Below are 15,234 nucleotides of genomic sequence, written 5' to 3' on the forward strand. Positions count from 1 at the left end.
GGTTAGTTGTTATGGCGCTGGGCGCCCTCTCTGCGCAGGCGCAGGCGAAAATTGATCTCCGGGCGAATGAACAGCCGCTGCCGGTAACGGTTGATAACGCGGCGATCGCCAGGATCCCGCCCGGCTATCGTTTTGTCGAGCCCGGTACGCTGACGGTGGCGATTTCTGCGCTTAACTCGCCGCCGCTGGCGCTGCTGGCCAGCGACAACCGGACGCGCATCGGTAGCGACCCGGATATTGCCCGTCTGCTGGCGGGCAGTTTAGGGCTGAAGCTCCGGCTGGTGCCGACGGCATGGGAAGACTGGCCGCTGGGGATCACCTCCGGGCGCTATGACGTGGCGCTGGTCAATATTGCCGTCACCGAACAGCGCAAAGAGAAATTCGATTTCGCCACCTATCGCGTCGATTCGCTGGCATTTTCCGTTAAATCCACCAGCGCCATCGAGAAAATCAGCGGCGCGGCGGATTTGGCCGGGCGTAAGGTGATCGTGGGATCCGGTACGAATCAGGAGCGCATTTTGCTGGGCTGGAACGAGGAAAACAACGCGGCGGGGCGGCAACCGGCGTTGCCGATCTATTTGACCGATGACGCCTCCGGCAACCTGTATATCCAGTCAGGACGCGCCGACGTCTTTTTTGGCCCGCAGTCTGCGGCAGCGTATAAAGCGGCGCTGAGCGGGACAACCAAAGTGGTCGGGCTGGGGCCGAAAAAAGCGTGGGTCGCCACCACCACCAAAAAGGGCAGTGGGCTGGTGTATGCGCTGCAGGCGGCGCTCAATGGCGCGATTGCGCGCGGGGAGTACCAGCAGGTGCTGGAGCGCTGGGGCGAACAGGGAGAGGCGGTGGCACAATCGCAGGTGAATCCGCCGGGGATTACCTACTAAAAAACCGCTGTTTCGCCGGAGTACAGGGCGAAACAGCGGGGGCGAATCTTCGCCAGCGATATGACATCAGGCGGCGATGTTGTTAGTTGACTGGGCAGAAGGCTATGGCGAAGGCGCCGCGATTATTGATATCGGCTTTCATCGCGTTGTTCACCAATCGGCAAAGATGATGCCAATGCCACTTTATGCGTTGTGTGGCTGATTTAGCTTTCGACAACGTATTTAATATGATAAACGCCCCCTGATTTTCAGCTCTCCGGTTTTTAATCCCAAAGATAAATATGATGATGACGATTTTGATTTTTATCAAAATCCGTAGGTTTTTCGTATGATTAATATTTTCACTTCGTAGTTCTGTTGGAACGATTTTCTTACATCAATAATCATCAAAGGATTGAAGTGAATATATTATCAGAAGTTATTATACCCTTGTCGGGCGTGGTGTTTCCTGCTGTTGTCGCATTCATTCGCGCTGTTTATAATCGCTGGGGAGAAGGCAGGAAGCTTCATCGTGACAGTCAGTTTGATAAAGTGAATGTGGAAAAACGCCTGGCAACGTTTCGCCGTATTAATCAATTGAAAAATAAAAACGATCTTACCCCGTTTGATTTACTGGCTATCAAGGCGTTATATGAAGGTATCGGCATAAGATATCCGGTGACCATCAGTCATAAAATTCTTGAGTATATTGCCAGCAACAATATCGATTTCAATGAGCCAACCCTGAATAGCTTTCTTCGGATGTCGAGGCTGCTGAATGTTACGGATTCAGGCGTGACGCAACCGTCCAGTAAAAGGAAAAAGGCGCGCCGGGAGATAGTTATTTTCGGCGTGCTGATGATTGCCGCTATCATATACGGATTCTTTATGTCGGTGCCCGATGTAGTAGCCGAAATGTCAGGCGCGGCCGCGGTAGCCTGTTTTGTCGTTTTATTTCTTGTTTACCTGGCGATGTTTATTCTGATTGTCAGTGCCGTGGTTAACAGCTTATATGACATTCAGTGCGCCAAAAAATTCTGGAAGACATTTTCACCCTTTCTCAATGGTCAGCCATGAATATTGCTTGCAGCGCCGCGAGTATTCTGCGGATAAACGGTAAGGTATGAGGTATTGAAAAGCAGGGCGTCGCTACGCTAAACGTAGCGCTACCGGTCAAAGATCATCGCGGATAACGCCTGTTCTGTATCATTTTGCGCCGTACTGCTGCCCGATACCTCCTGCCTGTCACCCCGGTTTTCTGCCTAAACTTAGGCTTTATCGTGGAGGCAGATGATGATTACCGTCTATGGCGTTCCCGGCTGGGGATCGGCGATTAGCGAGCTGATGCTGACCCTGGCCAATATTCCTTACCATTTCGTCGATGTGGCGGGTTTCGACCAGCCTGGCCCGCAGCGCGACAGTCTGATGCAGATAAACCCGTTGTGTCAGGTTCCCACTTTACGACTGGCGGACGGCAGCGTGATGACCGAATCCGCCGCTATCGCCCTGATGATCCTCGATAGCCGTCCGGATCTGGCGCCTGCGCCGGGCACAGCGCAGCGCCATCAGTTTCAGCGTCTGTTGATCTGGCTGGTGGCCAATGTTTATCCCACCTTTACCTATGCCGATTATCCGCAGCGCTGGGCCGCCGACGCGGCGGAACAGCTGCGGGAAAACTGCATCCGCTATCGTCAATCGCTGTATCTGTGGCTGGAGCAGCAGCTGGCGGCGGCGCCTTATGCGCTGGGGGCGGAGATAACCCTGCTGGATTGTTATATCGCGACGATGTGCCGCTGGGGCCCGCGGCGGGAGTGGTTTGCCGAACATACGCCGAAGTTTATCGCCGTGGCTGACAAGGTCTGCCAGCGCCCGGAGCTGCAGCGGGTACTGCGTGACAACGAGTTGATTTAAAGCACAAAAGGCCAACCGACTGGCTACCGCTATGCTAGTTTATCGATCTCACAATAAGGAGCCTGCTATGCCGCATGTTGATATTAAATGTTTCCCCCGCGAACTGAGCGATGAACAAAAAAGCGCTCTGGCCGCCGACATCACCGAGGTGTTGATCCGCCATCTGAACAGTAAAGACGGGGCGGTGAGCGTCGCCCTCACTCTGGTTGAGCAAAGCGACTGGCAAAAAGTCTGGGACAGCGAAATCGCCCCGCAGATGGCGCAGTTGATTAAGAAGCCAGGTTACAGCATGTAGTCGCGCCCCCCGGGGTGGTGCGCTTGCACCGCTCCGGGCTCCCTGCCTTCAGTCGGCCGCCTGTGCTTATCAAATGGCGGTTATCACTTCCCGGGCAATCTCCGGCCCGTTTTCCCCGGCGAAGACCGGCGTGGTTGGCGGTGCTGAGGAGGCCATTATTTCAAGGCGACATGCTGTTGTTTCGCCCACTTGCGCAGGCGCGCGCTGGCGTTGGCATAAGGCGACGAGGTGTTAAGTGAAATCATCCGCCCCAGCGTCCATTTCCCGTACCACGGTCGGCCATAAAGCGTGTCATCATTCCGCGCCTCGATGTGGGCGATAATCTGCCGTTTAGCCTGATGCAAAGAGACGAGCAGAGTGGGGTAGTCCTGCGAGGGGTAATCGAGGTAGAACTTTTGCGCCAGCAGCCCAAGCTGGTTCCACTGAAAACCGGTTTCCGGGAAGTCGATGGGTTGCTGCGCTTCGTCGTGAGCCAGCCATTTGAGCACCAGATCCTGCCATCCCAGAAGGTAACAGACCAGATCGCGAACGCTCATTTCGCTTCCCTGGACATGACCGGGGAGGGTCTTTTGCTCCGCGATCTCCGGGGGAATATGCGCCAGATAACCGGCTAATTTATCGTAGTTTTTATTGATGGCTTGCAGAAGTTGCGCCTGGGTTTGCGGTACGCTCATAGTGAGTTCCTTGCCGTGTCGATGGTGCGGCTATACGGTATATGTCCAAAGAATGAGGCTGGTCGCCAGCGTCGCTCCTCAGATTAAATTTCGCCTCGCGCGCTGGCAAATACGCAAGATGGCGGGTGCAGAGGTGTCTGCCAGCCATTGCGCGTATAGCGATTGTACCCGCTGCCGATTCTCTTTACCCGCGTCATTCAGCCAGTTGGCTACGGAATCCTGGACATATTTCGACGGGTCTGCGCGCAGGGGGGAAAGGATTGCCAGTTTCAGCTCGCCGATATGCGCGCACCAGACGCCGCGCGGACGCAGAGACTCGCAGGCGAAACGGCGAATATTTTCCGAAGCGCAAGAGGTCCAGGGGGGAGCAGGGCAACAGTGAGATCCAAATCGTGCGCCAGATGCGGGCGCAGCGCCAGCCAGGCCCATTCGCGAATGCCAAAATTGCCGGGTGGCGGCTGACGCCTTACCCGGCCTACCGGTTGGGCTAGCGGTGGTTGCGGATTTGCTTGCGTAATGAGTGATGGGCCCTTGTGCTGGCCTGGACGGCGTACCGGTATTTTGCCGGGTGGCGGCTGACGCCTTACCCGGCCTACCGGTCGGGCTAGCGGTGGCTGCGGATTTGCTTGCGCGATGGTCCTGACGGGTGAGGGCGTTGATGTTATGCGCCGATCGCGTAGGCCCGCGCCAGCGAAGCGCCGCCGGGCTATTTTCCTGAAACGCACTGTGCAGTCAGCCATCCGGGCAGGCCGTGAAATCCTGCCGCTACCGGCTTGCGGGCTTTACTCTTCCAGAGTATTGGCGCGCACGTGGCGGCCGCTGGCGACAAAGTTGCCGGTGCCGAGATGATGCAGCGTATTGAGCTTATCGTCGTCGAACTGCCAGCGCCCGGTAACGAAAACGCGCTCATCGGCGGCGGCGGAAACCACCTCGCCAAACAGCGTATCGTACTGCTCCTGAGCTGCCGTTGGCGGCAACAGTCGGCACTCCATCCACGCCAGGCACTTCTCTTCAATCAGCGGTAGTCCCAGCTCCGGCCCCTGCACGACGGGAATGCCGTAAGCGTTAAATTTATCCTCATCGCGTCCGCTGATGCTGCCGACCGCGTAGGTCCAGCTGGCGGCCTCGACACCGGGTACGACGATGCCGAAAGTGCCGTTGCGCTCAATGATTTCCCGTGTCCAGGCGCTCTTATCCACCACGATGGCGAGCCGGGGCGGCGCAAACTCGACCGGCATCGACCATGCGGCGGCCATGACGTTACGGCGCTGCGAAGCGGCATCGTAGCTGGTTATCAGAATGGTCGGCCCATGATTGAGCAGGCGGCTGGCGTACTGGAGTTCCACATGGCGAAAACGGCTCATAAGCGTTCCTTGGTAAATGGGTCTGGTGCCAGACAACACGTTAATCCGCAATGAAAATGTAATCAATACGTCATACAGGCTCCCTATAGTCGGCACCACTAAATCCCAAAGAGGATAACAATATGTTAGCTCTCCTGTCTTTATCACAGGTGAGTGCGGCCCGTCGGCTGTTGACGGCGGGCGGAGCAACGCTTTCCCGGCAGGGAGGGCGATAATGCGCGCGCTTACCGGCATCAAACTCGACGGCGTTTCGTTCGCCTTCGGCACTCATACCGTTCTGAATCAGATAGACCTGCATATCGATGCTGGCAGCATCGTGGCGCTGCTGGGGCCGTCTGGCTGCGGCAAAAGCACCCTGCTGCGCCTGCTGGCGGGGCTCAGCGTCCCGGCTGGCGGCGAAATACGCTTTGGCGATCGTCTGGTGGCGAAACCCGGCTGGGGCATGCCGCCGGAGCAGCGTGATATCGGCATGGTTTTTCAGGATTACGCCCTGTGGCCGCATATGACGGCGGCGCAGAATGTCGCCTTTCCTCTGCGTATGCGCGGCGTAGCGCGCGATGCCCGACAGCAGCGGGTGAATGACGCGCTGGCGATGGTTGGTCTGAGCGGCTTTGCCGATCGTAAACCCTCCGGCCTTTCCGGCGGCCAGCAGCAGCGCGTGGCGCTGGCTCGCGCCATCGTCGCTGAACCTCGCGTGCTGCTATTTGACGAACCGCTCTCCAACCTCGATAGCGAACTGCGCGAATCGCTGTGCGTGGAGATGAGCCGTCTGCTGCGCCAGCTGGGGATCACCGCGGTGTATGTGACTCACGACCGCCGCGAAGCCGAACTGCTGGCCGACCGAATTGTTCATTTATCTGCCGGCACTATTGCCGCCGTTCGTACCATCACTTCATCCTCCGGGGAACTCGCATGAAAACCGTTATGACCGTTAAGAAAGGAGCTGTGCTCGCGATGTTGTTGTCTGCCACCATGATGTCCAGCGCCCACGCGCTGACCGTATATACCGCTGGACCGGGTTCGCTGGCGAAAAGTCTCGCCAGCGGCTATGAGAAGAAAACCGGGGTGAAGGTCAATATTTTCCAGGCCACGACCGGCAAAGTAATGGCTCGTCTTGATGCGGAGCAGGCCAACCCGCAGGCGGATGTGCTGATCTCCGCCTCCTGGGATACCGCGGAAGATTTGCATCAACGGGGCTGGCTGCTGCCGTATCAAAGCGCTAATGCCGATAAGGTCCCGGCGAACCTGAAATCGGCGGATTATGTGGCGCAGGGGATATCGGCACTGGGGATCGTCTGGAACAGCAAAAGTGGCACCCCGGAGCCGAAAGAGTGGCGCGACCTGACCGAAACGGCGTTTAAAGATAAGGTCACCACGCCAGATCCGGCGCTCTCCGGCGCATCGCTGGATTTGCTGATCGGGTTGCAAAATGGCATGGGCGACAAGGCCTGGGCACTGTTCGACGATCTGAAAAAGAACGGCATGGTGGTCAGCGGGCCGAATGCGCAGGCGGTGACGCCGGTGATGCAGGGGGCGAAAGCGGCGGTGTTTGGCGCGGTGGACTATGTCTCTTACGGCAATATCGACCAGGGTGAATCCCTGAAGGTGATTTTCCCCGCCAGCGGCACGGTGATTGCCCCGCGACCGATGATGATCCTCAAAACCACGGCGCATGCTGACGATGCCAAAGCCTTCGTGGACTACGTGCTGTCGCCGGAGGGCCAGGCGCTGGTCGCCGGGGCGTGGCTGATGCCTGCGCGTAGCGACATTCCGGCCAAACGCCCGCTGCTCAAAGAACTGAAAATCCTGCCGACCACCAGCGATGGCAAGAGCGAACGCAGCGCGGTGCTTTCCCGCTTTAATACGCTTTTCGCCCAGTAAACCAACTTTTCCCGGGTTGCGAAAGTTTGCTCGGGCACATTACCCGGAGGCGGCGCTGGCGCGCCTGTCCGGGCTACTGGACCGCAGATGGCTGTGAACCTGTAGCCCGGCTAAGCGCAGCGCGAGCCGGGTAAGATCGTATCCAGGAAAATACCGTGAAACAGAAACTGATTTCCGGCGTCACCCTGACGGTGCTGCTGGTGCTGGTGGCGTTACCGCTTTTATTCATCGTGTTACAGGCGATTTTCCCCCATTTTAGCGCCGGTTCCCTGAGCGAAGCGTTGACCGGCGTACCGACGCTGTTAGCCGATCCTCAGCTCCTGCCGATGCTCGGCGGCACCCTGTGGGTCGCCGGCGGCGTGGCGCTGATGAGTGTGGTTATCGGCCTGCCGCTGGGGGTGCTGCGCGGTCTGTTTAATGTTCCGCTGCCGCGCCTGTGGGACCTGCTGTTCCTGATCCCGTTTCTCACGCCGCCCTATATCGCGGCGCTGTCGTGGATGCTGGTGCTGCAAAGCAACGGTTATCTGCAACAGCTAACCGGCTGGGATCTGAACGATCTGTTGTTCAGCCGCAGCGGCATCGTGCTGGTGATGACCTTTAATATTTTCCCGGTGGTCTATTTTGCCGTCTCCCGCAGCCTGCTGGCGAGCGGCCAGCGGCTGGCGATCGTCGCGCGCGTTCACGGCGCCAGCGCCTGGCGGGCCTTCTGGCATATTACGCTGCCGATGCTTTCCCCGGCGCTGGCGGCAGGGATGCTGCTGGCGTTTACCCTGGCGATTGAGGAGTTTGGCGTCCCGGCGGCGCTGGGCACGCGGGCCGGGCTGGTGATGCTGACCGTCGGTATCGAGAAAAAGCTGGCCGACTGGCCCATCGATCTGCCCGGCGCGTCGTTGCTGTCGCTGCTGCTGATTGCGGTGGCGCTGCTGGCCTGGTGGCTGCAAAAGCGGTTGGTGGGGGATAAAGAGATTACCAGCGTGACCGGCAAGCCGGGAGAAAATTGTGGGGCGGAGCTGGGGTGGCTGGCGTTGCCCGCGGTTCTGCTGATGCTGGGCATCGGAGGCGTCGCGGTGGTGCTGCCGGGGGCGGCGATGGTTCTGACCGGCCTGATGGGCACCTTATCAGGCGGCATTCATGCCGATAATTTTACCTTCCGCCATTTTGCCGCGCTGTTTGCCCGGCAGGGGGATGCGCTGTCGGCGCTGGGCACCAGCCTTTCTCTGGCGCTGGCCTCGGCGCTGATCGTCGGTCTGTTGGGGCTGGTCGTCGCGTGGCTGGTGCTGGTGCAGAAAATCAAAGGCCGCGGGATCGTCGATGCGCTGTCGCTGGTGCCGGCGGCGCTGCCGGGCGTGGTCGTCGGCGTCGGGCTGATTCTGCTGTGGAACCAGCCGTTCTGGCCGGTTTCGCCCTATAACAGCGGATGGATGCTGCTGCTGTCTTATTGTTGCCTGTTGCTGCCGTGGCCGGTGCGCTATGTTGGCAGCGCCCTGCGTCAGCTGGGCACGAATCTCGAACCGGCGGCGCGAGTGCACGGCGCGTCGCCGCTGCAGGCGCTGCGTCTGATTGTGCTGCCGCTGGTCTTTCCGGCGCTGCTGGCGGCGATGCTGATGGTGTTTGCCATCGCTTCACGCGAGCTGGTGACGTCGCTGCTGCTGGCTCCGGCGGGGACGCAAACCGTGGCGGTATTTATCTGGCGTCAGTTTGAGCAGGGGTCGATAGGCGAGGGTATGGCGATGGCCTCGCTGACGCTGTTGACCGGTCTGGTGTTGATGCTCGGCGCGCTGGCCTTGATGCAGCGCGGCACGCGCGGTCAACGGTGAACGCACAAAATATGCAGTCAGACGGGAAAAATAGGCTATAAATGTCGGACACCGATTGCTGGAGGCATTGATGAGTCAATTTTTAAGCGCTTATTTTTCTCGTCTGGGCTGGACGGGAACCCCTGAGGTATCGCTTAACACCCTGCGCGAACTGCATATTCACCACAATGGCGCGATCCCGTTTGAAAATCTGGATGTGCTGCTGCCCAGAGAGATCCATCTCGACGATCGGACGCTGGAAGAGAAGCTGATTCATGGCCGTCGCGGTGGTTACTGCTTTGAGCAAAACGGGCTGCTGGAGCGGGCGCTGCGCGAGCTGGGTTTTGATGTCCGCAGCCTGCTGGGCCGCGTGGTGCTGGCGAATCCGCCGCAGATGCCGCCGCGAACCCATCGCCTGCTGCTGGTCGAGGTTGAAGGCGAGCGCTGGATTGCCGATGTCGGCTTCGGCGGCCAGACCCTGACCGCGCCCATCCGCCTGCTGGCGGATGTGGAACAGTCAACTCCGCACGGCGTCTACCGGCTGATTTGTGAAGGCGATGAATGGACGTTGCAGTACAGCCATCACGGCCACTGGCAGTCGATGTACCTTTTCGACCTCGGGCACCAGTATGCCGCTGACTATGTGATGGGGAATTTCTGGTCGGCGCACTGGCCGCAGTCGCATTTCCGCCACCATCTGCTGATGTGCCGTCACCTGCCGGACGGCGGAAAAATGACGTTAACCAATTTCCACTTCACCCATTGGGATAACGCCCATGTGGTCGAGAAGGTTGATTTACCGGATGTTCCGGCGCTGTATGAAGCGCTGCAAACCCGCTTCGGTCTTGGCGTCGATGATACCAAATATGGCTTTACCGAAGCCGAGCTTGCAGCGGTCATGGCGGCGTTTGATACCCATCCGGAGGCGGGGAAGTAGTCAGTCATTGCCAGGACGAGGGGGCGAAAGCCTGTCTCCGGCCCCTCGCTGAACTCAGCCTCCGTTATCCGCACATTGCTCACAGCGGCGGCGGAATATCCGTTAAGCCGAACATTTTCCCGCAGCCGAATGACCAGTCCTCCGGCGCGGTAAATGCGATGACCACCATGATGTTGTGCGGGCTGATCCCCAACGACTGTTCAAGTCTGGCGACTAAATGTTGATAAAAAACCTGTTTCTGATGAGGGCTGCGCGCTTTACCGGCCGTTATCTGAAACAGCAGATAATCGTCGCTGCGCCCGCCCTCTGCGCCGCAGAGGTAGTCAGGGTCAAACACGCGCTGTCGCGGGCTGTAGCAGTCAAAAAGCTGAAAACAGTCGCCAGGCGGGACCGAAAAATGGTCGACAAGCGCCTGCTGCAAGTCGATGGAGATTTGAGCGTGCCATTGCCCGAAGCGCGCCTCAGATATGGCGATGTGGGTTACCGGCATAAATGTCTCCTCATTCGGTATCGGGCTGGCTAAACACATTCAGTGCCGACACCGCCGCAGGCCATCCGGCGTAAAACGACAGATGGGTAAAAAGCTCGGTGATTTCGCTCTCCGTTACGCCGTTAGCGCGGGCAAATTTCAGGTGCCAGGCAAGCTGTTCCGGGCGATACATCGCGACCAGCGCGCTGAGAGTGATGAGGCTTCTGTCGCGCGGCGACAGCGCCGGGCGCTGCCAGATATCGCCAAACAGGACCTCTTCACTCAGTGATGCCAGCTTTGGCGCCAGCGCCGCCAGGTTTTCTCGTGTCAGATTAACTTTGTCCATTTTCAACCTCATAGGTGGGATGTCAGGGAGACGATATCCGGTTATGATGGTTTCGATAATCATATAATTTATGACTAATAATCCTGAAAAACGGGATGGTTAATGATGAGCAGACGACCTCTGACCTTTGATGCCGACGCGCTGCGCGCTTTCGTGACCGGGATGGAACTCGGCAGTTTTGCGTTGGCTGCCGAACGCCTCGGGCGTTCCACATCGGCTATCAGCGCTCAGCTTAAAAAGCTTGAGCAGCAGACCGGTACGGCGCTGGTACAAAAAGCCGGGCGTCATCTGGCGTTGACGGCAGAAGGGGAGATCATGCTGAGCTACGCGCGGCGCATGCTGAGCCTGAATGACGAAGCCTGGACTGCGCTCCAGGCCAGAAGGGTAAGCGGCGAGGTGCGTCTTGGACTGCAGGAAGATTTTGGCGAGGTGCTACTGCCGGCGGTCCTCGGGCAGTTTGCCCGGGCCTGTCCCGCGGTTGAGATCGCGGTTACCGTCACGCGAAATGCGCCGCTGCGCGAGGCGATGATGCGCCAGGAACTTGATCTGGCCCTGAGCTGGGAAGGGCCAGACGAACCGGCTTTTGATCATCTGTTGGGAAGACTGCCGCTGCAATGGATCGCGGCGACGGAGTTCGATCTCTCCGGCTGCCTCGACAGAAACCAGCCGCTGCCGCTGCTGGCCTTCGAAGCGCCGTGCGTCATGCGCACCGCCGCCACCAGGGCGTTGGACAAAGCCGGTATCCCCTGGCGTATTGCCGTTACCAGCCGCAGCCTGAACGGTATCTGGGCCGCCGCATCGGCAGGACTGGGGGTGGCGCTACGGCCCACAATGGGCATGCCCGCTTCGCTACAGGTCGTTCATGGCGCGAAATTACCCGCGGCGGGTGATATTGGCGTCGGGTTATACGGTGATGAAAATCTGCTTTCCGCGCCGGCGAAACTGCTGCTGCACACGATTATCGCCTGTTTTGCGCCGCCTGTACCGCCGACGGATGATTCTGGTTGGCGCTGAAAGCCGGTCTGTGAACCGGTGTTTGTGAGCCTGGCGGCGTAAATTCGCTAGCTATTTGAAAAGAGAAAAACGATGAAAATAACCATCGCGCACAGGCAGATAAATATAGTGCTTGCGCTGTACTCCTTGACCTCCGTCAGGTAATCGTCATTAAATTGATTTAACGCTTTAACGGCATCTGCTTCATTTTCAGCGTCTACATCAAGGTGATGTTTTCTGAAACCCTGTCGTTTAATCTCTTTAATCAAAGAGGATGTCACCTGGTCTTTTGGTACGGCTTTCCCGCCACGGCTGCTGATAAAAATGACATATTTACCCATGGTTCCCTCGCAAACGTATCATCCGGCTGAGTCAGAGGCTTCAGGCGCAGGTCTGAAACACGAAAAGAGTATAAGCCATTGCCGGCAGCGACTACAGCTTTACCCCTTCTTTAGCGCCTGTTTTTAAACGCATCAGCCCCTGGCGCGGAGGCTGATTTGTCTGCTGAACAGGATGCCAGTTTGTGCCTTATACCTGAAATGTGATGCAAACTGCCGTGCTGTTGGCGGCGCAAAGGCTTTAGCGGGGCATCAGCTCTAACGTTATGTAATGATTGATGTATTGTGTAAATGCGCTGTCGTCGATAGCCTCCATTCCCAGCGCATAAATCCCGTCCAGCCCGCAGACCAGGGCAATTAAGCGCCAGGCGATATTCTCCGCGCTATCCACGGGGTGGAATTCGCCGCTGTCACAACCGCGGCGTATTATCCTGACCGTCTCTTCATGCCACATCGACATGGTGAGCAGATAGGCCTCTTTGATGTCGCTATCGCTACCGGAAAGCAGCTGTCCCTCGCGCCACAGGCGGATGTAGGGTTCCAGCCGACCATCCTCGCTGCCGAGCATTGAGAATAAACGCTCGCGGGAGCTGGCGTCTTCCGCGACCAGCTGGATATCGAGCATCTCGCGGTTTAAACGGACGAAGACCTGCGCCTTAAGTTTGCCGATGGAGGTGAAATGGTGATGCAGCTGCCCGGTGGCGACCCCGGCTTCGGCGGCGATTTGCCGGACGGTCATGGCGCCCAGGCCACCCTGCAGTGCGACGCGCATCGCCGCCAGCATGATCACCTCGCGACGAGCTTCCCGATTTAAGTAGTGCATATTTCCCCGCAGAACCGTGGTTTTCCTCGATAGTAACAAAAAGTTGGACAGTCGTTCAACAATCCGGCAGGATCGTAATCCTGGACGCGTGTCCAATTTGGAAAGTAGAGGAACAAGGTATGTCTCGGCAATGGTTAACGCTGGTGGCGATTTTACTGGTTTATCTGCCGGTGGCGATTGACGCCACGGTACTGCATGTCGCCGCGCCAACGCTTAGTATGTCGTTGGGGACCAGCAGCAATGAGCTGCTGTGGATCATTGATATTTATTCATTAGTGATGGCCGGTATGGTGCTGCCGATGGGCGCGCTCGGCGATAAAATCGGCTTTAAACGTCTGCTGCTGCTCGGCAGCGCTATTTTTGGCGTCTCGTCGCTGGCGGCGGCATTTTCACCCACAGCGCTGGCGCTGATCGGCTCCCGCGCGCTGCTGGCTATCGGCGCGGCGATGATCGTCCCGGCGACGCTCGCCGGTATCCGCACCACGTTTTCGCAGGCGCGTCACCGCAACATGGCGCTTGGCCTGTGGGCGGCGATTGGCTCTGGCGGGGCCGCCTTCGGCCCGCTGGTGGGCGGCATCCTGCTGGAACATTTTTACTGGGGGTCGGTGTTCCTGCTCAACGTGCCCATCGTGCTGGCGGTTATCGCCTTCAGCGCCCGGATGGTACCGCGTCAGCCGGCGCGCCGCGAACAGCCGCTTAATCTGACCCAGGCATTGATGCTGATTGTGGCGATCCTGATGCTGGTGTTCAGCGCAAAATCGGCGCTGAAAGGGCAAATGGCCGTATGGATGACCGGCGCCATCGCGCTGGTGGGGCTGGCGCTGCTGGTGCGTTTTGTTCGCCAGCAGCTTTCCGCCGCGACTCCGATGGTCGATATGCGCCTGTTTACGCATCGCATTATCTTAAGCGGCGTGATGATGGCGATGACCGCGCTGATCACCCTCGTCGGCTTTGAGTTGCTGATGGCGCAGGAACTGCAGTTCGTCCACGGCAAAACGCCGTTTGAAGCCGGGCTGTTTATGCTGCCGCTGATGCTGGCGAGCGGGTTTAGCGGCCCCGTCGCCGGAGCGATGGTTTCCCGTCTCGGTCTGCGCCAGGTCGCAACCGGCGGGATGCTGCTGAGCGCGCTCAGTTTCCTTGGCCTGTCGATGACCGATTTCAGCACCCAGCAGTGGCTGGCATGGGGATTAATGACTCTCTTAGGGTTCAGCGTCGCCAGCGCATTGTTGGCTTCCAGCTCCGCCATTATGGCGGCGGCGCCGAAAGAGAAAGCGGCGGCGGCTGGCGCCATTGAAACCATGGCGTATGAGCTGGGGGCCGGTCTGGGGATCGCGCTGTTCGGCCTGATCCTGACCCGCAGCTACAGTTCATCGATTGTGCTGCCCGTCGGGGTGGACGGCCAGACCGCGGCGCAGGCCTCATCATCCATCAGCGAAGCGATCGCGCTGGCGCAGTCGCTGCCCGCGGTTCCGGCGCATTCGCTGATTGTCGCGGCGAAAACCGCATTTATCAGCGCTCACAGTATTGTGCTGGCCACCGCCGGAGTGCTGCTGTTGCTGCTGGCCGCCGGGATCTGGCGCAGTCTGGCGCAGGCGCCGAAAATGAACTAGCCCTATAGCTGGAGAGAAAGCGCCATGGCCGCTCGTCGCAGCGGGTCCAGCGCTTTCTCTCGCAGCGCGGCGGCGCTCATGGCGCTGGCGGGTACGCCGACATTGAGCGCCGCGACCACCTGGCCGCTGCGGGACAGCAGCGGAACCGCCAGCGAACATAATCCCACCTCAATTTGCCGATCGGCTATCGCGTACCCCTGCATACGGACCCGGGCTATTTCCTGCCGCAATCCCGCTAAATCACACAGCGTATGCGGGGTGTAGCGAAGTAAATTTGCGCGTGACAATGTCACGTTTAGCTGTTCTTCCGCCAGGGCGCTAAGCAGGACGCGGCCCATTGAGGTCGCCCACGCGGGGAGACGACTGCCGCGACCGATGTCGACGCTCAGCAGATTGTTGACGGCGGCTCTGGCGATGTAGAGCACGTTATCGCCATCGAGGGTGGCGGCGGAGCAGGACTCGCCGAGGGTCTTGCCGAGATTATCCAGCGCGCTCTGAGCCACTTTCGCCAGCGGCGTCCCGGCCAGGTAGGCATGGCCGACGGCCAATACCCGCGGTAGCAATTCATAGCTGCGTCCGTCCGTGCTGTGCACCATGCCGAGCGCGGCGAGGGTATACAGGCAGCGGCGGACGGCGGCGCGGGAAATCTGCGTTTTCTGACTGAGCTGCGAGATAGTCAGCCGCTGGCGCTGGGGAGTAAAGGCATTGAGAACTTCCAGTCCGCGCGCCAGCGACAGCATGAAATTCGGGTCGTGTTCGGCCTGCCTGGCGCTGAGGGGGGTTGGCGGTGTCGCGCTCATTGAATTCCTCTCCGTTCGAAAACAAAAGCTCACGGGGCACCACTATACCGCGGGGAAAAAGGGCGGCGACGGAATGTGCCCGTTTTACCACCCGGATCACACTATTAACCTCATTTTAACAAGCGCGTCGATAA

17 protein-coding genes and 1 pseudogene are annotated in these 15,234 nt (G+C 58.8%); 11 read left to right on the plus strand and 7 right to left on the minus strand.

Annotated elements, in window-relative coordinates:
* Nucleotides 1–11: 11 nt before the first annotated feature.
* The 5 genes from FNY10_RS07365 to pptA all read left to right on the plus strand — a co-directional run bounded on the left by FNY10_RS07365 (nt 12) and on the right by pptA (nt 3,069).
* The gene (locus FNY10_RS07365) at nt 12–884 is read left to right on the plus strand and encodes a transporter substrate-binding domain-containing protein (RefSeq protein WP_160704021.1); all 873 of its coding nucleotides are present in this window, start codon (nt 12–14) and stop codon (nt 882–884) included.
* 76 nt (nt 885–960) lie between these two features.
* The gene (locus FNY10_RS27160) at nt 961–1,086 is read left to right on the plus strand and encodes a hypothetical protein (protein ID WP_255493167.1); all 126 of its coding nucleotides are present in this window, start codon (nt 961–963) and stop codon (nt 1,084–1,086) included.
* Between the two features lie 197 nt (nt 1,087–1,283).
* Complete coding sequence (locus FNY10_RS07370) at nt 1,284–1,940, plus strand: hypothetical protein (protein WP_160703401.1); 657 nt, start codon at nt 1,284–1,286, stop codon at nt 1,938–1,940.
* Nucleotides 1,941–2,156: 216 nt separating this feature from the next.
* Entirely contained in the window at nt 2,157–2,774 is a 618-nt protein-coding gene (locus FNY10_RS07375) for a glutathione S-transferase family protein (protein WP_131049040.1), read from the plus strand.
* Nucleotides 2,775–2,841: 67 nt separating this feature from the next.
* Complete coding sequence (gene pptA, locus FNY10_RS07380; RefSeq protein WP_131049041.1) at nt 2,842–3,069, plus strand: tautomerase PptA; 228 nt, start codon at nt 2,842–2,844, stop codon at nt 3,067–3,069.
* A gap of 155 nt (nt 3,070–3,224) precedes the next feature.
* Here pptA and FNY10_RS07385 read toward each other — a convergent pair whose 3' ends face one another.
* Nucleotides 3,225–3,743: a ClbS/DfsB family four-helix bundle protein gene (locus FNY10_RS07385; protein WP_100686487.1), complete on the minus strand. Its 519-nt coding sequence runs from the start codon at nt 3,741–3,743 to the stop codon at nt 3,225–3,227.
* Nucleotides 3,744–4,525: 782 nt separating this feature from the next.
* On the minus strand, nt 4,526–5,107 hold the full coding sequence (locus tag FNY10_RS07390) for a flavin reductase family protein (RefSeq protein ID WP_100684285.1): 582 nt from the start codon (nt 5,105–5,107) through the stop codon (nt 4,526–4,528).
* 211 nt (nt 5,108–5,318) lie between these two features.
* Between FNY10_RS07390 and FNY10_RS07395 the strand changes: the two genes are divergently transcribed.
* The 4 genes from FNY10_RS07395 (at nt 5,319) to nhoA (ending at nt 9,721) form a co-directional block, all read left to right on the plus strand.
* Nucleotides 5,319–6,023, plus strand: coding sequence for an ABC transporter ATP-binding protein (locus FNY10_RS07395; protein ID WP_160704019.1), 705 nt, complete (start codon nt 5,319–5,321; stop codon nt 6,021–6,023).
* Nucleotides 6,020–6,988 (plus strand): ABC transporter substrate-binding protein, encoded by a 969-nt coding sequence (locus FNY10_RS07400; protein WP_141964641.1) that lies wholly within the window; start codon nt 6,020–6,022, stop codon nt 6,986–6,988. Before FNY10_RS07395 ends, FNY10_RS07400 begins: the two co-directional genes overlap by 4 nt.
* Before the next feature lie 155 nt (nt 6,989–7,143).
* Nucleotides 7,144–8,805 (plus strand): ABC transporter permease, encoded by a 1,662-nt coding sequence (locus FNY10_RS07405; protein WP_141964640.1) that lies wholly within the window; start codon nt 7,144–7,146, stop codon nt 8,803–8,805.
* Between the two features lie 70 nt (nt 8,806–8,875).
* Complete coding sequence (nhoA, locus tag FNY10_RS07410) at nt 8,876–9,721, plus strand: N-hydroxyarylamine O-acetyltransferase (RefSeq protein ID WP_141964639.1); 846 nt, start codon at nt 8,876–8,878, stop codon at nt 9,719–9,721.
* A gap of 79 nt (nt 9,722–9,800) precedes the next feature.
* On the opposite strand, the gene FNY10_RS07415 is transcribed toward nhoA, so the two are convergent.
* The gene (locus FNY10_RS07415; protein WP_141964638.1) at nt 9,801–10,211 is read right to left on the minus strand and encodes a tautomerase family protein; all 411 of its coding nucleotides are present in this window, start codon (nt 10,209–10,211) and stop codon (nt 9,801–9,803) included.
* A gap of 10 nt (nt 10,212–10,221) precedes the next feature.
* Entirely contained in the window at nt 10,222–10,536 is a 315-nt protein-coding gene (locus FNY10_RS07420; RefSeq protein WP_100684279.1) for a carboxymuconolactone decarboxylase family protein, read from the minus strand.
* Nucleotides 10,537–10,641: 105 nt separating this feature from the next.
* On the opposite strand from FNY10_RS07420, the gene FNY10_RS07425 reads away from it, so the two are divergent.
* Nucleotides 10,642–11,550: a LysR substrate-binding domain-containing protein gene (locus tag FNY10_RS07425; RefSeq protein ID WP_160704017.1), complete on the plus strand. Its 909-nt coding sequence runs from the start codon at nt 10,642–10,644 to the stop codon at nt 11,548–11,550.
* Nucleotides 11,551–11,597: 47 nt separating this feature from the next.
* Here FNY10_RS07425 and FNY10_RS07430 read toward each other — a convergent pair whose 3' ends face one another.
* A complete protein-coding gene (locus tag FNY10_RS07430; protein ID WP_141964637.1) occupies nt 11,598–11,870 on the minus strand; it encodes a hypothetical protein in 273 nt (90 codons plus the stop codon).
* Nucleotides 11,871–12,108: 238 nt separating this feature from the next.
* On the minus strand, nt 12,109–12,690 hold the full coding sequence (locus FNY10_RS07435; RefSeq protein ID WP_141964636.1) for a TetR family transcriptional regulator: 582 nt from the start codon (nt 12,688–12,690) through the stop codon (nt 12,109–12,111).
* Nucleotides 12,691–12,809: 119 nt separating this feature from the next.
* Between FNY10_RS07435 and FNY10_RS07440 the strand changes: the two genes are divergently transcribed.
* Nucleotides 12,810–14,300: a SmvA family efflux MFS transporter gene (locus FNY10_RS07440; RefSeq protein WP_100684276.1), complete on the plus strand. Its 1,491-nt coding sequence runs from the start codon at nt 12,810–12,812 to the stop codon at nt 14,298–14,300.
* A 2-nt stretch (nt 14,301–14,302) separates the two neighbouring features.
* Here the strand turns inward: FNY10_RS07440 and FNY10_RS07445 are convergent.
* Nucleotides 14,303–15,200, minus strand: a pseudogene (locus FNY10_RS07445) (IclR family transcriptional regulator domain-containing protein).
* Nucleotides 15,201–15,234 lie beyond the last annotated feature (34 nt).

It is taken from the genome of Klebsiella sp. Lac1, assembly GCF_009825425.1.
Lineage (GTDB): Bacteria > Pseudomonadota > Gammaproteobacteria > Enterobacterales > Enterobacteriaceae > Klebsiella > Klebsiella electrica.